Source organism: uncultured Megasphaera sp. (assembly GCF_900539295.1).
Taxonomy (GTDB): Bacteria; Bacillota; Negativicutes; order Veillonellales; family Megasphaeraceae; genus Megasphaera.
Genome location: NZ_UQBH01000015.1, coordinates 1 through 25,306, shown reverse-complemented (window position 1 = coordinate 25,306; position 25,306 = coordinate 1). Strand labels below are relative to the sequence as shown.

24 protein-coding genes and 1 riboswitch are annotated in these 25,306 nt (G+C 49.4%); of the genes, 13 read left to right on the top strand and 11 right to left on the bottom strand.

All coding sequences use genetic code 11. The annotated features are described in order from the left end of the window. Positions 1-231 precede the first annotated feature (231 nt). Together QZQ46_RS06410 and QZQ46_RS06405 are read left to right on the top strand one after the other, a co-directional pair. The gene (locus tag QZQ46_RS06410) at positions 232-1,575 is read left to right on the top strand and encodes a citrate synthase (protein WP_296828071.1); all 1,344 of its coding nucleotides are present in this window, start codon (positions 232-234) and stop codon (positions 1,573-1,575) included. A gap of 3 nt (positions 1,576-1,578) precedes the next feature. Then, complete coding sequence (locus QZQ46_RS06405; RefSeq protein ID WP_296828069.1) at positions 1,579-2,580, top strand: isocitrate/isopropylmalate dehydrogenase family protein; 1,002 nt, start codon at positions 1,579-1,581, stop codon at positions 2,578-2,580. Positions 2,581-2,660: 80 nt separating this feature from the next. On the opposite strand, the gene QZQ46_RS06400 is transcribed toward QZQ46_RS06405, so the two are convergent. Continuing rightward, entirely contained in the window at positions 2,661-3,854 is a 1,194-nt protein-coding gene (locus QZQ46_RS06400) for an anaerobic nitric oxide reductase flavorubredoxin (RefSeq protein WP_296828067.1), read from the bottom strand. Between the two features lie 276 nt (positions 3,855-4,130). On the opposite strand from QZQ46_RS06400, the gene QZQ46_RS06395 reads away from it, so the two are divergent. Continuing rightward, entirely contained in the window at positions 4,131-5,090 is a 960-nt protein-coding gene (locus QZQ46_RS06395) for an NAD(P)H-dependent glycerol-3-phosphate dehydrogenase (RefSeq protein ID WP_296828065.1), read from the top strand. An 89-nt stretch (positions 5,091-5,179) separates the two neighbouring features. Here QZQ46_RS06395 and QZQ46_RS06390 read toward each other — a convergent pair whose 3' ends face one another. The 10 genes from QZQ46_RS06390 to dnaA form a co-directional block, all read right to left on the bottom strand. Continuing rightward, positions 5,180-6,547: a hemolysin family protein gene (locus QZQ46_RS06390; RefSeq protein WP_296828063.1), complete on the bottom strand. Its 1,368-nt coding sequence runs from the start codon at positions 6,545-6,547 to the stop codon at positions 5,180-5,182. A gap of 23 nt (positions 6,548-6,570) precedes the next feature. After that, positions 6,571-7,362, bottom strand: a complete 792-nt coding sequence (locus QZQ46_RS06385) for a hypothetical protein (protein WP_296828061.1) — start codon at positions 7,360-7,362, stop codon at positions 6,571-6,573. 35 nt (positions 7,363-7,397) lie between these two features. Then, on the bottom strand, positions 7,398-8,558 hold the full coding sequence (locus QZQ46_RS06380) for a pyridoxal phosphate-dependent aminotransferase (protein ID WP_296828059.1): 1,161 nt from the start codon (positions 8,556-8,558) through the stop codon (positions 7,398-7,400). Positions 8,559-8,570: 12 nt separating this feature from the next. Next, positions 8,571-10,490 (bottom strand): DNA topoisomerase (ATP-hydrolyzing) subunit B, encoded by a 1,920-nt coding sequence (gene gyrB, locus QZQ46_RS06375; protein WP_296828057.1) that lies wholly within the window; start codon positions 10,488-10,490, stop codon positions 8,571-8,573. A 102-nt stretch (positions 10,491-10,592) separates the two neighbouring features. Continuing rightward, complete coding sequence (locus QZQ46_RS06370) at positions 10,593-10,853, bottom strand: hypothetical protein (RefSeq protein ID WP_296828055.1); 261 nt, start codon at positions 10,851-10,853, stop codon at positions 10,593-10,595. Then, on the bottom strand, positions 10,831-11,736 hold the full coding sequence (locus QZQ46_RS06365; protein ID WP_296828053.1) for a DUF721 domain-containing protein: 906 nt from the start codon (positions 11,734-11,736) through the stop codon (positions 10,831-10,833). Before QZQ46_RS06365 ends, QZQ46_RS06370 begins: the two co-directional genes overlap by 23 nt. Further along, positions 11,717-12,829 (bottom strand): DNA replication/repair protein RecF, encoded by a 1,113-nt coding sequence (gene recF / locus QZQ46_RS06360; protein ID WP_296828051.1) that lies wholly within the window; start codon positions 12,827-12,829, stop codon positions 11,717-11,719. The genes QZQ46_RS06365 and recF overlap by 20 nt, the downstream gene beginning before the upstream one ends. A gap of 2 nt (positions 12,830-12,831) precedes the next feature. Beyond that, entirely contained in the window at positions 12,832-13,047 is a 216-nt protein-coding gene (locus QZQ46_RS06355; RefSeq protein WP_296828049.1) for an RNA-binding S4 domain-containing protein, read from the bottom strand. Further along, positions 13,047-14,162, bottom strand: coding sequence for a DNA polymerase III subunit beta (dnaN, locus tag QZQ46_RS06350; protein WP_296828047.1), 1,116 nt, complete (start codon positions 14,160-14,162; stop codon positions 13,047-13,049). Before dnaN ends, QZQ46_RS06355 begins: the two co-directional genes overlap by 1 nt. A 225-nt stretch (positions 14,163-14,387) precedes the next feature. After that, positions 14,388-15,905 (bottom strand): chromosomal replication initiator protein DnaA, encoded by a 1,518-nt coding sequence (dnaA, locus tag QZQ46_RS06345; protein WP_296828044.1) that lies wholly within the window; start codon positions 15,903-15,905, stop codon positions 14,388-14,390. A 373-nt stretch (positions 15,906-16,278) separates the two neighbouring features. On the opposite strand from dnaA, the gene rpmH reads away from it, so the two are divergent. The 10 genes from rpmH (at position 16,279) to QZQ46_RS06295 (ending at position 25,156) form a co-directional block, all read left to right on the top strand. After that, positions 16,279-16,413: a 50S ribosomal protein L34 gene (gene rpmH, locus QZQ46_RS06340; RefSeq protein ID WP_071822304.1), complete on the top strand. Its 135-nt coding sequence runs from the start codon at positions 16,279-16,281 to the stop codon at positions 16,411-16,413. Positions 16,414-16,488: 75 nt separating this feature from the next. Further along, a complete protein-coding gene (rnpA, locus tag QZQ46_RS06335) occupies positions 16,489-16,842 on the top strand; it encodes a ribonuclease P protein component (protein ID WP_044503417.1) in 354 nt (117 codons plus the stop codon). Between the two features lie 6 nt (positions 16,843-16,848). Further along, positions 16,849-17,058 (top strand): membrane protein insertion efficiency factor YidD, encoded by a 210-nt coding sequence (yidD, locus tag QZQ46_RS06330; RefSeq protein ID WP_071822302.1) that lies wholly within the window; start codon positions 16,849-16,851, stop codon positions 17,056-17,058. Positions 17,059-17,148: 90 nt separating this feature from the next. Further along, on the top strand, positions 17,149-17,778 hold the full coding sequence (locus QZQ46_RS06325) for a YidC/Oxa1 family membrane protein insertase (protein WP_296828042.1): 630 nt from the start codon (positions 17,149-17,151) through the stop codon (positions 17,776-17,778). Then, positions 17,775-18,584 carry an RNA-binding cell elongation regulator Jag/EloR gene (gene jag, locus QZQ46_RS06320; RefSeq protein WP_296828040.1) on the top strand — a complete coding sequence of 270 codons (810 nt, stop codon included), beginning with the start codon at positions 17,775-17,777 and terminating at the stop codon, positions 18,582-18,584. The genes QZQ46_RS06325 and jag overlap by 4 nt, the downstream gene beginning before the upstream one ends. Before the next feature lie 73 nt (positions 18,585-18,657). Continuing rightward, on the top strand, positions 18,658-20,034 hold the full coding sequence (gene mnmE, locus QZQ46_RS06315; RefSeq protein WP_296828121.1) for a tRNA uridine-5-carboxymethylaminomethyl(34) synthesis GTPase MnmE: 1,377 nt from the start codon (positions 18,658-18,660) through the stop codon (positions 20,032-20,034). Between the two features lie 12 nt (positions 20,035-20,046). Continuing rightward, entirely contained in the window at positions 20,047-21,921 is a 1,875-nt protein-coding gene (gene mnmG / locus QZQ46_RS06310) for a tRNA uridine-5-carboxymethylaminomethyl(34) synthesis enzyme MnmG (RefSeq protein WP_296828038.1), read from the top strand. Position 21,922: 1 nt separating this feature from the next. Beyond that, on the top strand, positions 21,923-22,633 hold the full coding sequence (gene rsmG, locus QZQ46_RS06305) for a 16S rRNA (guanine(527)-N(7))-methyltransferase RsmG (protein WP_296828036.1): 711 nt from the start codon (positions 21,923-21,925) through the stop codon (positions 22,631-22,633). Between the two features lie 19 nt (positions 22,634-22,652). Further along, a complete protein-coding gene (locus QZQ46_RS06300; RefSeq protein WP_296828033.1) occupies positions 22,653-23,690 on the top strand; it encodes a D-alanyl-D-alanine carboxypeptidase family protein in 1,038 nt (345 codons plus the stop codon). Between the two features lie 47 nt (positions 23,691-23,737). After that, positions 23,738-23,823: riboswitch (ZMP/ZTP riboswitch) on the top strand. Positions 23,824-23,908: 85 nt separating this feature from the next. Beyond that, positions 23,909-25,156 carry an OFA family MFS transporter gene (locus QZQ46_RS06295; protein ID WP_296828030.1) on the top strand — a complete coding sequence of 416 codons (1,248 nt, stop codon included), beginning with the start codon at positions 23,909-23,911 and terminating at the stop codon, positions 25,154-25,156. Positions 25,157-25,306: the final 150 nt, after the last annotated feature.

Below are 25,306 nucleotides of genomic sequence, written 5' to 3'. Positions count from 1 at the left end.
ATTTCAGTAAATATTATATCATACACAAAAAGGCTGTGACTACCCTTTAAACGTTATCCGATTTGCATGATTTTTATTTTACTTTGTCCATTATTATGCTATAATAACTTATACTTTGCAGGAATATTCTAAAAAATATTCCCCAGATAAAATTTATGAATATTCCTGAATAACCGATAATTTATAAGTTATTCCTCTATATTCATACTTGCAGGAAAGAGAGGAATCAAATTGGATAAAAATATTTATTTAGCCCAATTTTACGGCAAGTCACAAAACTACACGCAGATTCCCCGCGAATGGTTTTCCAAGTACGGTGTAAAGCGTGGCTTGCGTAACGAAGATCACACAGGCGTCCTCGTCGGTTTGACCCGCATCGCTGATGTCGTCGGTTACCGCCGTGACGAACAGGATCAAAAGGTTGACTGTGACGGCATTTTGTACTACCGCGGCATAGATATTCGTGAATTGGTTAAAGAAACCAATTATAACGGTTATTTATACGAAGAAGCGAGTTTTCTCCTCCTCTTCGGCTATTTGCCGACAGAAGATGAATTAAAGGCTTTCTGTAAGGTACTGCAAAACGGCTACGATTTGCCCGATGACTTTTTGGAAATGAACCTGCTCCGTCTGCCGGGCAAAAACTTGATGAATAAACTGCAGCACGCCTTACTGACCCTGTACAATTACGACCCCGATCCGGACAATACCGACGTCTATCAGACCCTGCGCAAAGGGCTGAATATCATGAGCAAGCTGCCGTCTATTGCCGTCTATGCCTACATGTCCAAGATTCACTATTACAACCGTAAGAGTCTGGTCATCCACTATCCCCGCAAAGACTACTCGACAGCCGAAAACATTTTATCCATGCTTCGTCCAGACAGCAAATTTACGCCGAAAGAAGCCCAGCTTCTCGACCTCTTGCTCTTCCTCCATGCCGATCACGGCGGCGGTACCAACTCGACCTTTACCAATATCGTCGTCTCTTCGACGGATACGGATATTTACTCAAGCATGGCAAGTTCCGTCGGCGCCCTCAAAGGGCCTCGTCACGGCGGTGCCAATATCCGCGTATCCCTGATGATGGAACAGATTATCGACGCCATCGGCATCAAAGCAACGGACGACCAAATCATCGATGTCATCCATCAGATTCTCAATAAAACCTTCAAAGGCAGCGATAAAGGCCTGGTCTACGGCTTCGGTCATGCCGTCTACACACTGTCCGACCCGCGTGCCGAAATCATGCGCCATTACTGCGGCATCTTGGCCAAAGAAAAGGGCATGAACGACGTATTCCGCTTCTACAACCGCTTTGAAAGACTGGCCATGGATACCCTGACCAAGGAAAAAGGCGTCACCATGTGCAGCAACGTCGATTTCTACAGCGGCTTTGCTTACAATATGCTGGGCATTCCCCGCGATTTGTATACGCCGTTGTTCGTCATCAGCCGTATGGTCGGCTGGCTGGCCCACAACATCGAACACAAACTCTACGACAACCGCATCGTCCGTCCGGCCGCAAAATACGTCGGCGACCTCATGGATTATATTCCCAGAAAGGACAGATAAACGATGAAGACAATCACTGTATTTAAAGGCGACGGTATCGGCCCGGAAATCACCGACGCCGTCCTGGCCATCCTCGACGCAGCCAAAGCACCGCTTACGTATGAAATCTTCAATGTCGGCGCCGCAGAATATGAAAAGAACGGGGCCCTCATTCCCGATGACGCTTTTGCCTCTTTTGAAAAGACCCGCGTCCTCTTAAAGTCGCCCATTACGACGCCCATCGGCAAGGGATTCCGTTCTTTAAACGTTACCCTGCGCAATAAATACGACCTCTACGCCAACATCCGTCCGGCCAAATCGAACACGGCCGTCAAGACGCCGTTTCCCAACGTCGACGTCGTCACCTTCCGTGAAAACACAGAAGATCTATACATCGGCGTCGAATATAAGATGAATGAAGATACGGTTCATGCCATCAAACTCATCACAAAAAAAGCCAGTGAACGCATCATCCGCTCGGCCTTTGAATATGCCGTCTCCCATGGCCGCAAAAAAGTAACCTGCGTCCATAAGGCCAACATCTTAAAGATGAGCGACGGCTTGTTCCTCGATACCTTCCGTACCGTCGCTGCCGACTATCCGCAAATCGAAAGCGACGATAAAATCGTCGACAATACCTGTATGCAGCTGGTCATGCGGCCGGAACAATTCGACGTCATCGTCATGCCCAACCTCTACGGCGATATCATTTCCGACCTTACGAGCGGCCTCATCGGCGGCCTGGGCCTCCTGCCTTCCATGAATATCGGTGACGATTATGCCATGTTCGAAGCCGTTCACGGCAGCGCTCCCGATATTGCCGGAAAACACATTGCCAATCCGACAGCCCTTCTTTGGTCGGCCTGCATGCTCCTCGAATATATCGGCGAAACAGCCATTGCTGCCAATATCCACAAGGCAGTCGATGCTGTCCTTGCTGAAAAGAAAGCACTCACACCGGATCTCGGCGGACAGGCGACGACAGAAGCTTACCGCGACGCCGTCATTGCCCATTTACAAGGCTGATAAGGAATTCACCTATTCATGCTAACACAAAAATCGGACCTCTCAAGAGAGATCCGATTTTTTTTATGGGAAAGATGCCTTTATTTTGCCAGCGACTCAGCAAATTCCTGGCCAAACTGGCGGCAGTTATTCTGCGTTTCCATATCAGGGTTCCACTGGCAGCGCAGGCCGTCGTTTACCAGTTCAAAACCGGCTTCTTTTAAGAGGCCCGTTATCTGTTTAACCGATTCGCCGCTCCAGCCATAGCTGCCAAAGGCGGCTGCTTTCTTATTTTTAAACTTCAGGCCGCGGATCATTTCCATGATGCCTCCGATGGAGTAGAGGAAGCCGTAGTTGATCGTCGGTGAACCGACCAGAATAGCCTTGGACTTAAAGACTTCGGTAACGATGTCATTTTTATCGTCGACAGCAGAGTTATACAATTTAACTGTCAGCGACGGGTCAGCGTCGCGCAGGCCCTGGGCAATGCATTCAGCCATGCGCCGCGTGGCATTCCACATCGTATCATAGATGATGGTAACTTGATTTTCCTGATATTCCTTAGCCCATTTCTGATACGTTTCGACAATCTGCAGGGGGTTATCTCGCCAGATGACGCCGTGGCTGGGGCAGATCATATTGACCGGGACGTTCATCTTCAAGATTTCATCGATTTTGCGGGTAACCATGGGGCTGTAGAGGTTTAAAATATTGGCATAGTATTTCATGGCTTCATGATAGAGTTCTGCCTGATCGACGCAGTCATTATACATCCATTCACTGGCAAAATGCTGGCCGAAGCCGTCATTACTGAAGAGGATGTTTTCGCCGGTCATGTACGTAAACATCGTATCAGGCCAGTGGAGCATGGCCGCTTCAATGAAGACCAGTTTACTGTCACCGAGGTCCAAGGTATCGCCCGTTTTAACATTGACGTAGTTCCAATCCTGATGATAGAGGCCGCGGAGGATGGCTTCCCCTTTTTGCGTGCAGTAAATGGGGACGTCAGGGATTTCTCTCATCAAAGCCGGAAGGGCGCCGCTGTGGTCATTTTCATTATGGTTCATGACGATGTAATCGATGCTCTTCAAGTCGATTTCCTGTTTCAAATAGTCGACAAACTCTTCATCGAAGGGCTTCCACACCGTATCGATCAAAGCTACTTTCTTGTCGCGGACTAAATAAGAATTATAGGACGAACCCTTTTCCGTAGAATATTCATTGCCGTGGAATGTATTCAATTCCCAATCGATTTTGCCAACCCAAGTAACTTTTTCTGTAATCTTCTTTCCCATAGCACATACTCCTTTCGCTGCAGCCATCTCCCTAAAGACGACTGCCAAAGACTAAAGCCGAATCATCGGGCCTCTTGTCGGCCTTTCTTCGTTCATTATACGAAAGGAAAGGACAAATATCCATTGTAATTCCAACAAAAATCATCAAAACGAAAAAGTATACTACCATAATCCTGACCGAGCCATCAGGAAAGAAATTACATCGCCTGTCTGAACTTCCCGATTCATGCTATAATTGAAGAACCAGTATTTATTTTTTTGAGGGGAGAAGATGCCATGAAAATCACCGTCTTAGGCTGCGGCCGCTGGGGCAGTTTCCACGCCTGGTATGCCGACCATATCGGTCATGACGTGACCTTATGGGGCCGACCGGGTTCCCAAAACCTTAACAGGCTGAAAAATACGCGAAAAAACGACTATCTTACCTTGCCGGAATCGATTGATTTGACCGATGATCTGAAGGGAGCGCTGGCCGATGCCGATATCTGCATCATTTCCATCAGCGCCCAACAGCTTCGCTCGTTTACGAAAAACTTGAGAGAAGCCGGCTTTGATGAAAACGTCCCCTTCATCCTGGCCATGAAAGGGCTGGAAGCCGGCAGCGGCAAAAGGCTGACGACGGTTATGGAAGAAGAGCTGGGAAAATCCGTACGAACGGCGGTCTGGGTCGGTCCCGGACATGTTCAGGACTTTCTCAGCGGCATGCCCAACTGCATGGTCATCGCTTCAGCCGATAATGAACTGACCCATTTCTTAGTCGATACCTTTACCAGTCCCTTGATACGATTCTATTACGGCCAGGACCTCCTGGGCATTGAAATCGGAGCGGCTGCCAAAAATGTCGTCGGCATCGCTGCCGGCATGCTCGACGGCGCCCATATGACGGCGCTCAAAGGGGCGCTCATGGCCCGCGGAGCTCACGAGCTGTCGGTCTTAGTAGCCGCTATGGGCGGCCAGGCTATGACCGTCTACGGGCTCAGCCACTTAGGCGACTACGAAGCGACCCTCTTTTCCCTGCACAGCAACAACCGCCGCTTCGGTCAGGATTTCATAGAAGGAAATCCCTTTTCTAAATTGGCAGAAGGTGTCAGCACGACGGAAGCCTTATTAGACTTATCGAATCGCTACGGCGTAGAACTTCCCATTACGGCTGCCGTCCATTCTATCATTCAAGAAAAGAAAAATCCCCATGAAGTCTTAAAAAATCTCTTTCTCCGCTCGACAAAAAGTGAATAGTCTCCATAGAAAAGGGACGGTAAACGAATGGTGTTTACATTCGTTTACCGTCCCTTTTTAGTTACAATTTATTTAATTGATGAAGCGACTTATTTGTCGTCTTCATTCTCTTCGGAGTAATCCGGATCACGGGTGACGAGGATTTTGTCGACGCGGAGATTATCCATATCGACGACTTCAAAGGTAAAGTCCTTCCACACGTAGGTATCCGTTTCTCGGGGAATGCGGCCGACGCCATAAGTAATCAGGCCGGCCAAGGTCTTATACAGGTATTGTTCTTCATCAGGAAGATCGTCTTCGATACCGAAGAAATCTTTAAAATCTTCAATGGGAAGCAACCCTTCGATAAGCCAATCATTAGGCCCCCGCTGGATAATACGGTTGGCTTCTTCCTTCTTTTCTTCTTCGCCAGCCGGCATGATGCCCACCAACTCTTCAAGGATGTCGTGGAGTGTCAGGATACCGCTGAAGTTGCCGTATTCATCGAGGACGGCTACTTCATGAACGCTGTGTTCGCGGAAGACGTGGACGACTTTCATGATATCCATCGATTCCGGGATATAGATAGGCTTATGAACACATTCTTCTACGATAGCCGGCAGGGATGCCGGTTTTTGAGTGCGAATGTTTTCATAGTATTTTTGAAAGATTTCACTGACTGAAACCATGCCGATAAAATCATCTAAGGAACCCCGTCCGACGGGAAGATTATTGTGGTTGAAGGCCACCAGTTCCTTCATCATCGTCGCTTCCGGGTCTTCGACGTCAAGCCAGTCTACCTGGGTTCGGTTGGTCATGATGTCACCGACGTCCATATCGGCCAAGCGAAAGACACGCGTTACCAATTCCGGTTCTTCTTTTTCAAAGGCTCCGAGTTCAACGCCCTGCTCTAAGAGCAGTTTTATTTCGTCTTCCGTAACCGGCAGTACTTCCGGCTTCTTGACCCCCATCAGCTTGGTAACAGCCGTCGTAGACCATGACAGAATCCAGACAACGGGCGTGCAGACGGCCGAAAAATACAGCATCGGACGGGCCAATAGACAGGCAACTTTTTCCGGATTGTCGATGGCAATCCGTTTAGGAACGATTTCACCGAGGATGATGGTCAAATAGGTAATCAAAGCGACGATGCCGGTCAGGCTGATCGTATAGGCATACGGTTCAAGGCCGGGAATCTTCGCCACATAGACCGATAAAGGGCCGGCCATTTCCGTACCGCCATAGACCCCGGTCAAGAGGCTGATCAGGGTGATGCCGAACTGAACGGTAGAAAACATCTTATTCGGATTTTCACGCAGTTTTAGGACGATAGCTGCCGACTTGCTTCCTTCATCGGCAATCGCTTCCAGCCGTGATTGATGGCTGCTTACGATAGCCATTTCCAATAAAGAGAAGATGCCGTTGCCAAAGATAAGTAAAATGATGACCAGTAACTGTTTTCCTAGGGAAAACTCCACAGTAGATACACTCTCCTTTTAGATTACCACCAAGGTCCGACACCGATGCCAATTCCGCCGCCATGGTATCCGCCGCTGCCCCAGCCGATACCGATGCCGACACCGACACTGGGATTATTGCGGGATTTTTCGCTTGTGCGGCTGTCCGCTTCGTCGACGACGGTGATTTCTTTGGTCACGGTACGGACGGCATCACCGACTTTTACATCGACGACGAGGTCTACTTTCCCGGCCTGCAGGGGATGGATATTCATGCTTTCCGTAATATCGGCAATCTTCGTATTAAGGCTCGTCGCCTTGATTTCATAAGGAATCATGCCCGGTACATGGACGCGGATGATACCGTAGCTGCCGAGGGGAATTTTTTGCGGATAGACGACGACTTCAACCTTATCCATCATCTTTTCTGCGCTGCCGTAGATAAGGGCAGCCTTTTGGTCATTCTGAAGCCGCCAGGCGCTGCTCTCATCTTTGGCGACAAAGTAGTTGCCCATTAAGACATGAGACTCCGTATCGTAGGCTTTAACGTGATAGAAATAGTCACCGACGACCTGTTTGTCGACGCGGAAATAGTAAGAGCCCGTAAGCCCCGTCGTCTGCGGCGGCAAAGCCGTCAATAAGCCCGTTACCTTATCGTAGGTACGTCCCTGCATGATATAAAAATTATCCAAATTCTTGGTATTGACCGTCGGGTCGGTGAGAACTACGGCCGCCAATTTTTCCGACGGACTTCCTTCAGGTACGCCGTCGGCAAGCGCCGTCAGGCAGGAAACGCTCAGGCAAAGGGTGCTCAGCAGTATTTGCCATTTTTTCATATAGACTCCCTCCTTTGATAAGGTAATGAAAGAGATTATTTTTTCAAGGCTGAAATGTTTTCCAGGCGGTGCATGGCTTCCGCCAAGGTTTCATCTCGGACAGCAAACTGCAGCCGCGCCAAATGATGAACCGTTTCTTTAAAAAAGGTCGAGGCCGGAACAAGGGCGACGCCGATTTTTTCAGCTAAGTCCCTGCAAAAGGCTTCATCATCGTCATAGCCGTAGTCTCCAATCTCAAGGAGCATGTAGAAGGCTCCTTGGGGGATATTATGGCCGATGCCGATTTCATCGAGACGATGGATGACGAAGTCTCTCTTTTTCCGATAGAGCTCCCGAAGGCCCCGGTAGTACTCAAGGCCAAAGTGCAGGCCGGTCACGGCCGCTTCCTGGAGCGGACTGGGAGCGCTGATCGTTAAATAAACGTGCAGCTTCTTTATCGCATCGGTGACTGCCGGAGGCGCAAAGATATAGCCTAAACGCCACCCGGTAATCGAATAGGTCTTCGATAAAGAACCGCAGCAAATCGTCCGCTCATACATGCCGGGAAGGGTCGAAAAGTAAGTATACTCCGTAGGCTCATAGACGATGTGTTCATAGACTTCGTCGATGACGGCAAAGGCGTCATACTTTTCGGCAAGGGCGGCAATGGTCAGCAGTTCTTCTCTCGAAAAAACCTTGCCGCAGGGATTGGACGGATTGCAAATAAAAATGGCCTTCGGCCCTTCCTTAAAGGCCGCTTCCAATTCATCGCCGTCAAAGGTGTAATCATCGCCTTTGAGGGACACATAGATCGGCTCGGCCCCGCAGAGCAGGGCATCCGTCGCATAGGCTTCATAAAAAGGCGAGAAGAGGATGACCTTATCGCCGGGATCGACGATGGCCATCATGGCCGTCATCAGGGCTTCCGTACCGCCGCAGGTAACGACGACTTCCGTCTCCGGATCAGGCCGCACTCCGGTAAACAGATTTCGATAGTCGGCCAGGGCCTGACGCAGATTAAAGGCGCCATTATCGAGGCTGTACTGATGAGGGCCCTCTTTCGCCACTTCAGCCAAGCGGTCGAGCATGGCCTGAGGCGGCGGAAAGTCCGGGAAACCTTCCGATAAGTTAACGGCTCCGCAGGCTTCGGCAATTTTTGACATGCGGGCAATGGCCGAATCGGTAAATAAATTTATCTTTTGAGAAATTGTCGGCATAGGTTCTCCTGATTATAAGTCGAGGTTGCGGACCTTCTTGGCATTGTCTTCAATGAATTTGCGCCGCGGTTCGACCTTATCGCCCATGAGGACCGAGAAAATACGGTCGGCTTCCACAGCATCTTCCAAGTGAACTTGGAGCATGGTCCGGTTTTCGGGATCCATGGTCGTTTCCCACAGCTGTTCCGGATTCATTTCACCCAGACCTTTATATCGCTGGACGACGACGGAATTGTTGTCACGCCCTAATTCATCGAGCTTGCTCTGCATCGATTCATCGGTATAGAAATACCATACCTGTTTTCCCTTACGAACCTGATACAGGGGCGGCTGGGCGATAAATACGTGGCCTTCTGTAATGAGGGGCTTCATAAAGCGGTAGAAGAAGGTCAAGAGCAGCGTGCGGATATGGGCGCCGTCGACGTCGGCATCGGTCATGATGATGATCTTATCGTAACGGCGCTTGCTGATGTCGAATTCCTGTCCGATGCCGGTCCCGAAAGCGGTAATCATCGAGCGAATTTCTTCGTTGGCTAAAATCTTGTCGAGGCGGGCTTTTTCGACGTTGATGATCTTGCCGCGCAAAGGAAGAATCGCCTGGAATCTCCGGTCTCGGCCCTGTTTGGCGCTGCCGCCTGCCGAGTCACCTTCGACTAAGTAGATTTCCGTCTGATCGGGATTTTTTTCCGAGCAGTCTGCCAATTTGCCGGGCAGGCTGCTGATTTCCAAAGCATTTTTCCGACGCGTCAATTCACGGGCACGACGGGCTGCCTGACGGGCACGGGAAGCCGAAATCGTCTTATTGATGACGGCTTTAGCTTCTGACGGATGTTCTTCAAAGAATTCTTTTAACCCGTCGGAAATGATGTTGTCGACGATACCTTTTACTTCGCCGTTGCCAAGCTTAGTCTTGGTCTGCCCTTCGAACTGGGGCTCGCGAACTTTAACACTGATGACAGCCGTTAAACCTTCACGGACGTCTTCGCCGGACAGGTTGTCTTCATTGTCCTTGAGAATGCCGGCACTGCGTCCGTAATCATTGATGGTACGGGTCAGGCCCGAGCGGAAGCCGCTCAAATGAGTGCCCCCTTCTTCGGTGAAGATATCGTTGACGAAGGTCAGGATATTTTCGCTGTAGCCATCATTATACTGCATGGCGATGTCGACGATAACCTGATTTTTTTCACCGTCAATGCTGACGACCGTCGGATTGACAGCCTGATGTTTTTCATTCAAGAAGGATACAAAGGAAACGAGGCCGCCTTCATAGCAGTATACTTCCTGTTTTCCTTCACCTCGTTTATCCGTAAGGGTAATATTCAGCCCTTTATTCAAAAACGCAAGTTCCCGCAGACGGGTCTTCAAGGTATTGAAGTCATATACCGTATCGGGGAAGATTTCGTGGTCCGGTTTGAACGAGACTTTCGTTCCCGTTTCTTCACCGGCTTCGAGGGGACGGACTTTTTTCAGCGGAGCCTCGGTCAGGCCGCGGGCAAAGGAAATATCCCACAGATAGCCGTCGCGTTTTACTTCGACCTTAGTCCAGGCACTCAAAGCATTGACGACGGAGATACCGACGCCATGGAGGCCGCCGGAAATGGGATAGCCGTCACCGCCGAATTTACCGCCTGCATGGAGGACGGTCAAGACGACTTCAACAGCTGGCTTGCCGATTTTATGCATGGCTACCGGAATGCCCCGGCCATTATCGACGACAGTGATACTGTTATCTTCTTCAATCGTTACTTCAATGTGCGTGCAGTACCCAGCCAAGGCTTCGTCGATACTGTTGTCGACGACTTCATAGACCAGATGGTGAAGCCCGCGTTCAGACGTACTGCCGATGTACATCCCCGGCCGTTTACGAACGGCTTCCAGGCCTTCCAATACTTGAATCTGTTCGGCACCATATCGCGCTTTGTCTTTCGACATAGAAATACTCAACTCCTGTTTCCTGCAATTTTTAATGATTATCTAGGCAATCTAACACTTTATTATACCGTAAAATCAACATTTTTTAAATACGTCCCTCAGTTAACCCCCTTGGACCTCGTCCAAAATACGCAGGCACTTCCGGTAACGGCGAAGCATGGTATCCCCTGTTAAGGACAGGGCATAGACCGCATCACCGGTAATAACCAGTGACCGCCATTCTTCTTCTGAAGAAGAACCGACAGGCCGCACGGGAAGGCTGAAGGACGCTAAAAGGGCATCGCCCCTTTGTTTCGGATAGTTTAAGACAGCGACGATATCCTTGATGGGAATCATCGTGTCAGGACTCAGATGGAGATACATGATCTTCTTTTTTCCTCCGATATTTTGCAATGAGGTTCTCAATGAATTTAGGCGGTATATCGCCGGGTACGCGGCGCGTAATGAGGATGGCCAAAACGAGGTCGTCGGCAGCCGTGTCGTATTCATAATACACCTTTTCAATATATGCATAAATAAGGCTGCGCCTGACGTCATTATAAGCCTGTTCGCCTGCTTTATCCGTTGTCGGAACGGTCAGGGCCTCGGCCATTTTCTCCCAGGTCATCCAAGGCATATCTTCCAACACGGCGCGGACCTTCATATTGAGGGCATGACGAGCTGCACTCCGGCAAAAGAGGCACAACTTTTCGCCGCGAACCATCCAGCGGCCGCAGGACGGGCAGGGAATAAAACCGCTAAGGCTGTAGGCTTTAGCCCTCTTAGCCTGAGCAAATCGCAGCTGTACGACCTTTTCCCGCAAACCGTCCGGAAGGTATGCCGTATCACGGCGAATCTTTTCCACCGTCGAATCATCAAGGATGACCTGACGGATAGTCCCTTCAGGAAAGACATCGTTTTTTTCGCCGTCCAAGGTTTCATAGACCGTCCGAATCGGCTTTTTCCCCTTTTTGACAAAACGGACATCGGCAATAGCCTGATGCCCGATATAGGAATTAAATTCCTCTATTATTTTATTTTTATACATAAACAAATAATTCATGTATACGGGATTCATGACGGCAACGACGAGAAGATTATTCTTAAAATCTAATATATATGAATACTTAGCAATTTGCTCGCCTACGATTTTATTCCAGTCCCGCTTGGCCTGATACATCCGGTAAGGTAAAAGCAGGCTGTGTTTAGCCAAGACCTCCGGGATGGCCAGCCCGGCTTTTTCTAATTTAAGATTTCGCTTCTCCATCAGAAACCACCCTCCCTTGTTCGATGCAGACGGGATGACAGCCGTCCATTCCGTCAAAAATCTCCGGTTCGGTCGTCGTAATAAAAGTCTGAATACGGTTGCGGACAAAATCCAGGAGGGCCTGGCGGCGGCTCTGGTCGAGTTCACTCATGACGTCATCGAGCAGCAGTACGGGGTACTCACCAGTCTCCGATTTAATAAATTCAAGCTCTGACAGTTTTAGCGCCAGGACCGCCGTCCGCTGCTGTCCTTGAGAACCGTATTTTTTTAAATCGCCCTGACCGACGGAAAATAAGAGGTCGTCGCGGTGAGGCCCGACAGATGTGGCCTGACGGCGGATATCTTCCTCGAGATGCTGCTGAAGCTTTTCATAATACCATCGGGGATCGGTTTGATGCTTTCCGGCCCCCGTTCCGTAAGGCTGGATATAGGTCAGTTGCAGCATTTCTTTTCCCCGGCTCAATCGTTTGTGAAGGACGCCGGCCAAAAACGACAGCTTCTGAAGGGCTTCCAACCGCTTAGACACGATGGACGCTGCAAAGCCGGCAATCTGACGATCCCATTCTTCCAAAGACCGGGTACCGCTGTATTTCATTTTCTTCAATAAGAGATTTCGCTGTGATACGGCCCGATTATACTGCAGCAAGTCGCGGTAATAAGAACGGCTGACCTGAGAAATTTCCATGTCGATAAAACGGCGGCGCAGGGACGGACTGCCCTTGATGAGCTGAAGGTCGTCAGGAGAAAAAAGGACTTCATTCAAGGTACCGATCAATTCTTTCTGAGAAACCTTCGTCTCATTGACCCATAATTCCTTTTTTTCAAGCTTCGATAAGATGACTTTTATCTGCTGGGCCGTATCATTTCGCTTAAAATCGATGATGACGCTGGCCTGGTCCTGATTCCAAGAAATGAGGTCAGTATCGGCAATACCCCGATAGGATTTGCCGATTCCGCCTAAATACAACGACTCGAGGAGATTCGTTTTTCCTTGTCCGTTTTGACCATATAAGAGAATCGTCGCCTTGGGAAAGGAAATTTTTTGATCCTCATAATTTCGGAACCGGTGCAGTCGAACCGATTCAATCATCATAATTATTCACCTTTAATCATATATGTACCGACGTCTTTAATTTCTACCGTATCGCCGGGATATAACTTTTTTCGCTTAGCTTTGCATAAAATTCCATTTACTAAAATTTTATCTTCGTCCAGTAAAAAGCGGATTTCTCCGCCGCTCTGTAAAATACTGGCCCATTTTAGAAATTGATCCAGTTGAATCATCGGCGTTTCAATTTTAATCGTTTCCATTATTTTGTCCTCATAGGGGTTACAACAAATACGCAAGAATCGTCATCCTTGTCTTGGACGAGCATCGGGCTGTTTTCTTTGGATTTTAAAACGACGTCGCTGCTCTGGCAGTGTTTCAAGATGTCGATAATGAATTTTCCGTTGAAGGAGATGTCCAGTCCCTCGCCGTCCATTTGGCAGGAGACATAGTCTTCGACGGTACCGTAATCGGGATGCTGACTCATCAATTTGATCTGGCCATCCTCGATGAGGAAATTGATGACGTTGTACTGAGCATCCTTAGCGACAATAGAAGCGCGTTCGACGGCGCCCATAAATTCAGAGCGGTTGACGTGGGCAATGCATTTGAAATCGGTCGGAATGACGCGGCGATAATTCGGGAAATCGCCTTCAATGAGGCGGGTGCGAATGTAGACGTTGCCGAACTGGACAGCTAAGTAATTGCGGACAGCCGTAATTTCGACGGTTTCCGGAATATCCGTCGGAAGCTGACGGGAAATTTCAGACAGCAGCCGGCTGGGGATAACAGCCTGGAGCGGATTATCCACCGGTTCGTCAAGAGTCGTCTTTTTCAAGGCCAAGCGATGGGTATCGGTTGCAACCATGGTCATCTGATCGCCTTGGACGTCGAGGAAGGTCCCCATAAAAATCGGGCGGGCTACGTCCGTTGCGCAGGCATAAGACGTATTATCGATTAAATCTTTTAAGACGACACTCGTCGTTTTGAAGCTGGCATAGCCATTTTCGACGATTTCAACTTCATTGAAGTCATCGGGATTAATGGTCAGGCATTCAAATTTCAGTTTGTCGCCTTTAATGAGGAGCTGCGTATCCGTATCGGCTTTGATGATTTCAATTTCATCGCTGGGAATCCGTCGGGTCAAATCCATTAAATACGGATTGGCAATGAAGGCTTCTCCTTTTTCTTCGATGATACCGGGAACGATGATTTTGATGCCCATGTCATAGTCGTTAGCCTGAAATTCGATAATACCGTGAAGGGCTTTGATGAGCAGGCCGTTTTCAGAAGACATGTTGTTGTTTTTGTTCTGAGCTACTTTTTGGACAGCCTGTAAGCCTTTGTTCAGATCTTCTTTTTTTAGTTTAAGTCTCAATGGAGTATCCCCTTTTCTGCGCTGAGTAAATTAATTGAATGTGAGTTAAAAAATAGTAGTCTTAGTAGTAGGGCCTGTGAATTTGTGGATAAGTGATTTGTAAGAGCTATTTTTAGCTATCCACAGGTGTGGATAGAATGTGGATAGGCAGTAATTTTTTGTCCACATTTCCACTGTGGATTTCTCTTTTTGCCTTATCCACAATCTATTAATATTTTTATCAACTCAGTTATCCACACCGCGGATTTCATTCATCATCTTTTCAATGTGTTCTTTGAAATGGCGGTCTTCCTTTGCCTTTTCCATGATTTTGGTGCAGGCATGCATGACCGTCGTATGATCACGGCCATTGAAAGCAGTTCCGATATGAGGATAGGTATTTCCGGTCAGTTCACGGCACATATACATAGCAATCTGACGGGGAAGGGCGATATCCTTGGTTTTTTTCTTGCCCATTAATTCTTTATAGTTGATATTATAGTGTTGGCAGATATAGGTCGTAATTTCGTCGATGGTAATATACTTCTTTTCGTCCTGAGCATCGGTAATGTAACTGATGGCGTGCTTGACCAAGGGAAGGGTGACGTTGCTCTTGGTCTGCAGGGCTTCTAAGAGGACGCGGATAAAGGCGCCGTGCAGCTTTCGGATATTTTCGCTGACATTAGCGGCAATATAATTTAAGGCATCTAAATCGTAGACGATATTTTCCTTTTCCGACCAGGTTCGGAGGATGGCCGTCCGCGTTTCCAGGTCCGGCGGTTCAATTTGAGTGACCATACCGTTTTCAAATCGCGAGCGCAGCCGTTCTTCCAGCTTTTTTATGTCGCGGGGCGGCCGGTCGCTGGTGAATACCATCTGTTTCTTATCCTGATAGAGCTTATTGAAGGTGTGGAAGAATTCTTCTTTCGAGCTTTCTTTTTCACCGCGGCCGAGGAACTGGATGTCGTCGACGAAGAGGACGTCGACGTTGCGGTAGCGGCGGCGGAAGCTTTCCGTATTCTGATCCTGGATGCACTGGATAAATTCATTGACGAAGTCTTCACTGGTAATGCACAGGAGGCGCATGTTGGGAAAGTTTTTTAAGAGCTCATGGCCGATGGCGTGCATCAAATGGGTCTTGCCGAGGCCGCTGTCGCCGTAGATATAGAAAGGATTCCATTTTTGAGCCGGTGCCGAAGCAATGGATTTGGCGACGGCCGTTGCCACGCGGTTGCTGTTGCCGACGATGAAGTTGTCAAAGGTATAATCTTTATTTAAATTGTTATTATAAGGATTGGATTCTGTCGTCAGTGACAAGGGGGCTGCATCCTTGATGGCCGGCATGGAATCGGTGATCGGGAGTTCAGGCTGAACCCACTCCGTTTGCCCGCCCTGGGCAGGTTTTACGATGCTGGGTGCTGCCGGGGCATCCGGGATCGGCGTGCTCTTTTTGGGCGGCAGGGTGATCGTTTCGGCCACGGCTTCGGTATTGTCGTGGGCCGGCGTCTTTTCCTGGCTGGTAATGAGCTGAACCTTTGTTTTATGGCCAATGACTTCTTCGGCTATGGTTTCCAGGACGTCGGTATATTTTTTACTGACATAGTCGCGAAGAAAATTGGTCATCGTGTCGAGGATGAGAAGATTTTCTTCTTCCGAGTACGAATAGGGAATGATGTTGCCTTCAAACCAATTGGTAAAAATCTCTTTTGGCAAGACTTGTTTCAAATTAGCTAACATTTTTTCCCATAAACTGAGCAGATCCATAGTAATCCTTCCTGTCTGTACGAAAAATTTTAGTGGTTTGTACTGCGTTCATATGTGTACAACTTCATTGTGGACAACGTGAACAAATGAAATGTAAAAAAGCCGGAAATCCGATATACATCGAGTTTCCGAATCTTTCCACTTATCCACAAAATGTGGATGGATTGTTGATAACTGTATTTATCTATCCACATTCTACAACAAAACCCTAATTATGGGAAGCAATTTTTGGTGGAATACTTATGCAAGCGGGTATTCTTAAATAGAATAATGGCCTCGAAATAAGGCTTGACAGGCTGACATTCACTTACTATAATTAACCTGTTATGGTGTAAATCATTTACTGTCAATGATGGAAAAGGAGGTGTCTAGCTTGAAACAGACATATCAGCCGAATACATTGTGGAGAAAAAGAACTCATGGTTTTCGTGAAAGAATGAAGACTAAGGGCGGCCGCATGGTTTTGAAAAGAAGACGCATGAAAGGCAGAAAAAAACTCTCTGCTTAATTATTACGAGATAAACAGAAAAGTTCCGGCATGAGGAATTTTTCTGTTTTTCTAGCATTACTAGGACAATTATGTATGTATGAACTGACGAAAGAACAACGGCTGTGTAAGAATCGCGAGTACCAACTCGTATATCGCCGCGGCAAGTCATATGTCAATCGCCGCGTCGTTTTATACGTCCTGCCGCGGTCGCCAAAGCAACCGACCCGGATTGGTTTTGTCACGGGTAAGAAGATCGGTTGTGCCGTTGAGCGCAACCGCTGCCGCCGCTTGATGAAGGAAGTGTACCGACTCCATCAGTTTGACCTGAAGGACGGTTTCGATTTAGTCCTCATCGGCCGCAGCAGTCTGAAATATGCTGGATATGCAGAAGCTGAACAGTCTATTTTGCAGTTATTCCGGCATGCCAGGGTATTGAAAAAGAAGTGATGATGCATGAAATGGTGTTTCATAGCCCTCATTAGGGGCTACCAGTTATTTATATCGCCGCTTCACCGGCCATGCTGCCGGTTTTATCCCACTTGTTCTGCCTATGCTCTTGAAGCATTGCAGAAATACGGTGCATTAAAAGGGAGTTACTTGGCAATAAGGCGCATTTTAAAATGCCATCCCTTTCACAAAGGCGGATACGATCCCGTACCGTAAATCCTTATTTTTACAACTGAACAGGAGTTGAGCACATTGGGCTTTTTCAGTGGAATAATGGATGTCCTCAGTGGTATTATGACGACATTTATGAATTACTGTTATGCTTTTACCCAGAGCATGGGCTATCCGAGCTATGGCATTGCCATTATCTTGCTCACCTTGATTATTAAATTGATTCTGTCGCCGCTCACGGCTAAACAGATCCGTTCCATGGAAGGTATGCAGGTTCTGCAGCCTAAGATTAAAGAAATACAGAAGAAGTATAAAGGAAACCAGAAGAAGATGCAGGAAGAAATGACGAAACTGTATCGTGAAATGGGCGTCAACCCTCTTTCGGGCTGCCTGCCGATTCTCATTCAGATGCCTTTCCTTATTTCTATATTCTATGCTTTAAGAGAGTATCCTTATGACCCGGCTTTTGAAAGTTTCTTATGGCTTCCCAGCCTCGGTCAGCCCGATCCGATTTATGTCATGCCGATCCTGTCGGCTATTTCGACGTACTTTATTCAGAACCAGATGTCCGGGGCACAAGTAGCTGCATCTGAGGCCCAAGCGAAACAGCAGAAGATCATGAAAGTCGTCATGCCGCTGTTCATCGGCTGGATCAGCCTTAACTTCCCGAGCGGCCTGGTTATCTACTGGGTTGTCTCCAATCTCTTCCAGTGGGGCCAGCAGATGGTAATGGCTCACCTCAAGAATAAAGGAGCAGAAGCATGAGTACTATCGAAGCAACAGGAAAAACGATCGAAGATGCCGTTCGCTCCGGTCTGGTGCGCCTCGGCAGAATGAAGGAAGAAGTAGACATCGAGATTTTAGAAGAACCGAAAAGCGGCTTCTTTGGTTTCGGCAGCAAGCCGGCTCGAGTCCGCATTACCGAAAAGGACGATGTAACGCCTGTACCGAAGGAAGTCGTTGAGACTGAAGGCGTTCAGGCAGTGCTGGAAAAAGCCGCTCCTGTGGAGGAACCGGAAACGGCTGAAGAAGTGGCAGACGTTAAAGTTGAAGAAGATTCTGCTGAAGAAATCGCTCCTGCAACGACAGTCAGCGAGGCGGAAGAAGACTCCTTCTCTGCTGAAGAAGCGGCCGCTAAGGGGAAGGCCTTCCTGCTGGAAGTTTTGAAGAATATGGGCATCGAAGTGGTCATCGAAAAGATGATCAAGTCCGATAAGATCATTCTTCATCTCCACGGCAAAAATTTAGGCATTCTCATCGGCAAGCACGGCCAGACGCTGGATGCACTCCAGTATTTGACCAACTTGACGACAAATCAGGGTGAAAATTCGCGGTACTTCATCATGCTCGACGTAGAAAATTATCGTCACCGCCGTGAAGAAACGCTGAAGCAGCTGGCTCATCGCCTGGCAAACCGGGTAAAACAAAACGGTGAACCCGTCGTCCTCGAGCCGATGAACGGTTATGAACGAAAAATCATTCACTTGACACTGCAAAATGACTCGGAAGTACGGACAGAAAGCGAAGGCAAAGATCCGTATCGCCACGTCGTCATTTATTATCAAGGATAGAGTATAAAGAGAAGATATGAAAAAGGAGTTGTCGCTGACAACTCCTTTTAGACTATGGAAGGAGTACTATATGATGTATGATACGGCCGATACGATTGCGGCCATTGCAACGCCTCTCGGTGAAAGCGGCATCGGCGTCATTCGTATCAGCGGCAGCAAAGCGTATGCTGTAGGCGATGCCATTTTTGAGAGTTCATCGGGTGTTCCTTTAGCGGAGCGGCGGGACCGTTCGATTCAGCACGGCATGATCGTGTCCGATGACGGTCAGCCTATCGATGAAGTGCTGCTGCTCATCATGAAGGGCCCCCATTCATATACGGCCGAAGATGTATTGGAAATCCAATGCCACGGCGGCTATAAAGCTTTAGAAGAGATTTTGGCTCAGCTCCTTTCCCACGGGGCCCGCTTGGCGAATCCCGGTGAATTTACGCAGCGGGCTTTTGTAAACGGCCGCATCGATTTAGCTCAGGCTGAAGCCGTTATGGACGTCATCCAGGCCAAGAGCGATCAGGGACTTACCAGTGCCGTAAGCCAGCTCGAAGGAAGGCTGTCGAAGGCTGTCGGTGCCATGCGCAAGGAATTGACCGATTTTATTACCCGCTTAGAAGTCATGATTGATTATCCCGAAGAGGACTTGGAAGACATTACCGTCCCTGACGTAGCCGGTTCTATTCGGACTCAAATAGAAGCTCTCGACGACATGTTGGCCGCTTCACGGGAAGGCCGGATGATCCGAGACGGCGTCATGGCGGCTATTGCCGGCACGCCGAATGCCGGTAAATCAAGCCTTCTCAACTGCCTCCTTCAAAGCGACCGGGCTATCGTTACGGATGTACCGGGAACGACGCGGGATGTTCTTGAAGAATGGATTTCTTTAAAAGGCGTTCCCGTCTGCCTGGTCGATACGGCGGGCATTCGGGAGACTGACGACCGGGTCGAACAGATCGGTGTGACCAAGGCTAAATCCTATATGGATAAGGCCGATATCACTGTCGTCGTCATCGACCGCTCGCGGCCCCTTTCGGAAGAGGACAAGAGCATCTTAGCGTCCACAGCGGATAAGAATGCCTTGATTGTCCTCAATAAGTTGGATCTCCCGGCCGTCGTGAGTGAAGGGGACCTGGCCTCTTATGACCATCCGGTCCTGTCTATTTCGGCCAGTACCGGTGAAGGCCTTGAGGCTTTAAAAGAACGGCTGTTGGAAGAGGCTTTGCCTCGCACCAATCATTCCGGCAGCGCTCTGCTCACCAATACCCGCCATATCGAGTTGGTCCGCCAGAGCCGGGAATCTCTGGAACGGGCTCTCACGGCCATGGAAGACGGCATGCCCGTCGACTTTGCCGTCGTCGATTTGCGGGAAGCCTGGAGTCTGTTAGGCTCTATTACAGGAGATACCGTTCACGACGATATCGTTGAAGAAATCTTCAGTCGATTCTGTTTGGGAAAATAAAGAGGTGGAACTATGTTTATCGTCGATACATACGACGTCATCGTCATCGGCGCCGGCCATGCCGGCTGTGAAGCAGCTCTTGCCAGTGCCCGCTTAGGTGCTAAGACGCTGATGGCTACTTTGAATTTAGATAATATTGCCCTCATGCCCTGCAATCCTGCTGTCGGCGGTCCCGGGAAGAGTCATCTCGTCCGGGAAATCGATGCCTTGGGCGGCGAAATGGGCATTAATACTGATAAGACCTGCATTCAGATGCGGATGCTCAATACGGGAAAGGGGCCGGCTGTTTATTCACTCCGGGCCCAGTCCGATAAAAAACTGTATCAGATGGCTATGACCAAGACCCTGGAAAACCAGGAAAATCTCGATGTCAAGCAGCTCATGATTACCGACCTGTTGCTGGAGAACGGCGCCGTTTCCGGTGTCCGGACGGAACTTGATGAAGTCTATCAGGCACCGTGCGTCATCTTGGCGACGGGGACCTATTTAAAAGGGAAAATCATCATTGGCGACTGCACCTATTCCGGCGGCCCTATCGGCCAGCGTTCGGCAGAAGACCTGTCGGCATCCCTCTTGCAGGCCGGGATAAAGCTCATGCGCTTTAAGACCGGCACGCCGGCCCGCGTCGACCGCCGTACCCTTCGTACCGATGAAATGACCAAGCAGGAAGGCGATAAAGACGGCCACGCCTTTTCCTTCCTGTCGGAACGGAAGAACCGCAATAAGGCTTGCTGCTGGCTGACCTTTACTAATGAAGAAACGCATAAAATCATTCGCGACAATCTCGACCGGGCTCCGATGTGCAACGGCGTTATCGAAGGCATCGGTCCGCGGTACTGCCCGTCCATCGAGTCGAAAATCGTCCGCTTTGCCGATAAGAAGCGCCATCAGCTTTTCGTTGAACCGGAAGGGGAATCGACGGAAGAAATGTACGTCCAGGGCATGAGCACCAGTATGCCTGCTGACGTTCAGTATGCGTTCCTGCGAACGATTCCCGGCCTCCAGGACGTCAAGATCATGCGTCCCGGCTACGCCATTGAATACGACTGCCTCGATCCGACGCAGCTCACGCCGTGGCTGGAAACGAAAAAAATATCGGGCCTCTTTTCCGCAGGCCAGGCCAACGGTACCAGCGGCTATGAAGAAGCAGCCGCTCAGGGCCTGATTGCCGGCATCAATGCCGCTTTGAAAGTGCAGCAAAAAGATCCCTTTGTCCTGACCCGGTCTGAAGCCTATATCGGCGTACTCATCGACGATTTGGTCACCAAAGGGACGAATGAACCTTACCGCATCATGACCAGCCGCAGTGAATACCGCCTCATCTTGAGACAGGATAATGCCGATTTACGTCTCACTCAGAAGGGACGCGATCTCGGCTTGGTTGACGATGCCCGATATGAAGCCTTTACGGCCAAGAAATCGGCTATTGAAGACGGAATCGCTGCTTTGAAGGCCGTTTCGATTACGCCGTCTAAAGAAAACTTGGCTAAACTCGAAGCACTCGGTACGGCGCCTATCCACACGGCCCTTACTGCTTATGATCTCCTCCGCCGCGACGACGTGAATTATGAATCCCTGCAGACCGTGTTTGACCTGCCGGACTTACAGGAAGACGTCGAGGAAGAAATCGAAATCATGATCAAGTATGAAGGCTATATCAGCCGGCAGATGGAACAGGTCGACAAGATGAATCGCTTGGAGAAAAAGAAGATGCCAAAGGATATCGTCTATGCCGATATCGATACCTTATCGGCCGAAGCACGGCAGAAGCTCGATGAAATCCGGCCGCTGTCCCTGGGTCAGGCAAGCCGTATTTCCGGCGTCTCACCGGCTGATATTACGGCACTGCTCATCGTCTTGGAACAACACAACCGGGGGGATAAGTGATATGTTTGGCAGCGAACTAAAAGCCGCACTTACGGCGATGGGCCTTTCCATTACGGAAGAACAGCTCCGCCAATTCGATATCTTTCATGAAGAACTGATCGAAACCAATAAAGTCATGAACTTGACGGCCATTACGGAGCCGAAAGAAGTGGCGGTCAAACACATGGCCGACAGTCTTTCCTGTTATGATGCCGACTGCTTTAAGGTCGGTGCATCGGTCCTCGATTTAGGGACCGGTGCCGGCTTTCCGGGCCTGCCGCTGCTCATCTATCGGCCCGATTTGAAGGTCACCTTTTTTGACTCCCTCCAGAAACGGCTCACGTTTTTGCAGAAACTGGTCGGTCAACTGGGACTTACGGCAGAATTTCTCCACGGGCGAGCTGAAGATGCTGCTCATCAGCCGGCTTATCGCAGTGCCTTTGACGTCGTGACCAGCCGGGCCGTAGCCAGGCTTAATGTCCTGGCCGAATGGTCCCTGCCCTATGTCAAACAGGACGGATATTTCATTTCCTTAAAGGGCGCTCAGTACGAGGAAGAATTGAAGGAAGCTGAAAATGCTTTGAAAATTTTAGGTGGTGCCGTATCGAAAGTGAAACCGGTTCACCTTCCGGGACTCGATGAGGTGCGGGCTGTCATCTACATTCAAAAGGTCGGCGACAGTCCTAAAAAATATCCGCGAAAGCCGAAAATGGCTGTAAAAAATCCTTTATAAAGGGAGAGGTGCAATTATTATGTCTTTAAAAAAAATGATCTGTCTTGCCGCTGCTGCCTGTATGACCCTGGCAGCGCCTGTCTTTGCCGATGAACTGCAGAAACCTGACATCGAGGCTCATGCAGCCTACGTCATGGATGCCGATACAGGGGACGAACTCTATGCGAAAAATGCCGATGATCTGGCTTATCCCGGCAGTACGACCAAGATTATGACGGCCATCCTCGGCATTGAGCTCGGGAAAGGTCAAAACCTGATGGACAAGCCCCTTAACATTACCAATGATATTTATGACATCGAAAGCGATGCTTCGGTTCTGGGAATTAAGCCGGGCGATCAGATTACCTTAAGCAACGGCATGACCGGCATGATGCTCGTGTCCGGCTGTGATGCGGCTGTGGCTGTTGCCGAAACAGTAGCACCGACGGAAGCTGATTTTGTCGCTAAGATGAACGAAAAGGCAGCCGCTTTAGGAGCAGCGCATACCCATTTTGCCAACCCTCACGGACTTCCCGATACGAACCACTATTCGACGGCCCGCGATATGGCGGTCATAGCTGCTTACGGTATGAAGATTCCTGAATTTCAGGCCATGGTCAGCCGCAGTGAATTCGACATGCCCTATATGGATGGCGGATTCAAACACTGCACGTCGACAAATGAATTTTTGACCAGCGGCTTTGCCGGTGCTAACGGCATCAAGACCGGTACGACCAATGCCGGCGGACCGTGCCTAGTCGTTTCGGCAACCCGCGACGGTCGGACGGTCATCGCTTCCATCATGAATTCCAGTGACCGCTATGGCGATGCACAGAAACTGATGACCTATGCTTTTTCCGCTTTGAAGGATGCGGAACCGGCAGAAAACGTCTACATTCTGCGCCACGCACCGGCCGGCCAGACCTTGTCGGATATTCAGGAAAAACAGCAGCAGGCTGCTGAATTGGCCGCTCAGCAGGAACAGGAAAAAAATTCGAATGCAGGAACGGCGCAGCAGAATGCCGATCAGTCCCAGACTGAAAGCAAAGATTACGTTCCCTTTTCTCCGGCTGCTTAAAAAGGGATATTGACAAAACGACTCAATATTCGTATAATAACATCAGCAAATTCGTACAGGACTGACGGATTCAAGTGGAGCAACCACGTGAACTGTACGAAGTCATTTCATGCCGACCGTCTGGGCAAGTGTATGCTACTAACATATTCTTGGGCCCGGGGGTCGGTATATTTTTTTTTCAGACCCCAAGGCTCCCAACCTGGAAGGAGATATGGATCATGAAAAGAAATCGCTGGCTCATCGCCTTATCGGCTATCGGCCTCCACATCTGTATTGGCAGTGTCTATGCTTGGAGCGTTTTGACCAAGCCGATCATGGAAGCCATGGGCTTCAGCCTGCAGGAAACGACATGGACTTTTTCGTTAGCTATTTTATTCCTCGGTTTATCGGCAGGTTTCTTGGGAAGTTTTGTTCAAAAAATCGGCCCCCGCAAATCGGGCCTCTTATCGATGACCTTCTTTGTCTTAGCTATGTTCGGCACGGCAGCCGCTCTTTCGCTGCATAGCCTGCCCCTGCTCTATGTATCCTACGGCGTCATCGGCGGCATCGGCCTCGGTACTGGCTACATTACGCCGGTGTCGACGCTGGTCAAATGGTTCCCTGAAAACCGCGGCTTTGCAACGGGCCTGGCCATCATGGGCTTCGGTTTTGCCAGCCTCATTGCCGGTCCTGCTATGCAGATTTTGGTTCAGTCTTTCGGCCTCGTTTCTAACTTCATCATCCTCGGCATCGTCTACATGGTCATCATGACTGCCTCTTCTCTCTATTTGGCTCCGCCGGAAGAAACGGAAGCCGAATCGGCTGAAAAAAAATCGACTGTCGAATACGCCGATGCCCAGCCTCAGTTTACCGTTAAAGGGGCTATGAAGACGTGGCAGTTCTATGCAATCTGGTGGTTGTTCTTTACGAATATTACCTGCGGCATCGCCCTTCTGGCCGTCGCTTCGCCGATGGCCCAAGACGTCGTCGGCATGTCTCCTATGGCTGCTGCTTCCATGGTCGGCCTCATCGGCCTTTTGAACGGTGCCGGCCGCATTGCCTGGGCTACGGTTTCGGACTATATCGGCCGTTCGTCGACGTATGTCTTGTTCTTCGCTATTGAAATCCTGGCCTTCTGGCAGTTGGCTAATGTTACCAGTGCCTTCAGCTTCCAGATCCTCCTGTTGTTGATCATTACCTGCTACGGCGGCGGCTTTTCCTGCATGCCGGCCTACCTCAGCGACCTCTTTGGGACGAAGTACCTCAGCGCCATTCACGGCCGTGTATTGACGGCTTGGGGTGCTGCCGGCGTTGCCGGTCCGCTCTTGGTATCGATTATCAAGGAAACGACTAACAGCTACAGCGCAACCCTGTACTTCTTCGTAGGCGCCTTCGTCATCGCCTTGGCACTCATGGGTTTCTTGAAATATCAGACCCGTCATGGAATCGAAGTGGCCGTACAGCCGTCGCGGACGACCGGGGTGTAAGCACTTTCTTAATAAAAATGATCGATTGCCTTGATTAAAAGGTCCTCCTTTTGTAGAAGGGAATTGTCGCTTTAGTGACAGTTCCCTTCTTTCTTTTGGCGCCGAATAGGCATGATAAAACCCCCAGTTACACTGGGGGTAAGTAAATTT

What these genes read in the sequence shown, in the direction of transcription:
- dnaA (WP_296828044.1), bottom strand. Translation starts at nt 15,905, where the DNA reads ATGGATCTGCTCAGTTTATGGGAAAAAATGTTAGCTAATTTGAAACAA.
- QZQ46_RS06405 (WP_296828069.1), top strand. Translation starts at nt 1,579, where the DNA reads ATGAAGACAATCACTGTATTTAAAGGCGACGGTATCGGCCCGGAAATC.
- QZQ46_RS06365 (WP_296828053.1), bottom strand. Translation starts at nt 11,736, where the DNA reads ATGGAGAAGCGAAATCTTAAATTAGAAAAAGCCGGGCTGGCCATCCCG.
- QZQ46_RS06380 (WP_296828059.1), bottom strand. Translation starts at nt 8,558, where the DNA reads ATGCCGACAATTTCTCAAAAGATAAATTTATTTACCGATTCGGCCATT.
- recF (WP_296828051.1), bottom strand. Translation starts at nt 12,829, where the DNA reads ATGATGATTGAATCGGTTCGACTGCACCGGTTCCGAAATTATGAGGAT.
- QZQ46_RS06325 (WP_296828042.1), top strand. Translation starts at nt 17,149, where the DNA reads ATGAATTACTGTTATGCTTTTACCCAGAGCATGGGCTATCCGAGCTAT.
- QZQ46_RS06385 (WP_296828061.1), bottom strand. Translation starts at nt 7,362, where the DNA reads ATGAAAAAATGGCAAATACTGCTGAGCACCCTTTGCCTGAGCGTTTCC.
- QZQ46_RS06300 (WP_296828033.1), top strand. Translation starts at nt 22,653, where the DNA reads ATGTCTTTAAAAAAAATGATCTGTCTTGCCGCTGCTGCCTGTATGACC.
- rsmG (WP_296828036.1), top strand. Translation starts at nt 21,923, where the DNA reads ATGTTTGGCAGCGAACTAAAAGCCGCACTTACGGCGATGGGCCTTTCC.
- mnmE (WP_296828121.1), top strand. Translation starts at nt 18,658, where the DNA reads ATGTATGATACGGCCGATACGATTGCGGCCATTGCAACGCCTCTCGGT.
- yidD (WP_071822302.1), top strand. Translation starts at nt 16,849, where the DNA reads ATGAAATGGTGTTTCATAGCCCTCATTAGGGGCTACCAGTTATTTATA.
- gyrB (WP_296828057.1), bottom strand. Translation starts at nt 10,490, where the DNA reads ATGTCGAAAGACAAAGCGCGATATGGTGCCGAACAGATTCAAGTATTG.
- QZQ46_RS06370 (WP_296828055.1), bottom strand. Translation starts at nt 10,853, where the DNA reads ATGTATCTCCATCTGAGTCCTGACACGATGATTCCCATCAAGGATATC.
- QZQ46_RS06355 (WP_296828049.1), bottom strand. Translation starts at nt 13,047, where the DNA reads ATGGAAACGATTAAAATTGAAACGCCGATGATTCAACTGGATCAATTT.
- QZQ46_RS06395 (WP_296828065.1), top strand. Translation starts at nt 4,131, where the DNA reads ATGAAAATCACCGTCTTAGGCTGCGGCCGCTGGGGCAGTTTCCACGCC.
- rnpA (WP_044503417.1), top strand. Translation starts at nt 16,489, where the DNA reads ATGTATGAACTGACGAAAGAACAACGGCTGTGTAAGAATCGCGAGTAC.
- QZQ46_RS06400 (WP_296828067.1), bottom strand. Translation starts at nt 3,854, where the DNA reads ATGGGAAAGAAGATTACAGAAAAAGTTACTTGGGTTGGCAAAATCGAT.
- jag (WP_296828040.1), top strand. Translation starts at nt 17,775, where the DNA reads ATGAGTACTATCGAAGCAACAGGAAAAACGATCGAAGATGCCGTTCGC.
- QZQ46_RS06295 (WP_296828030.1), top strand. Translation starts at nt 23,909, where the DNA reads ATGAAAAGAAATCGCTGGCTCATCGCCTTATCGGCTATCGGCCTCCAC.
- mnmG (WP_296828038.1), top strand. Translation starts at nt 20,047, where the DNA reads ATGTTTATCGTCGATACATACGACGTCATCGTCATCGGCGCCGGCCAT.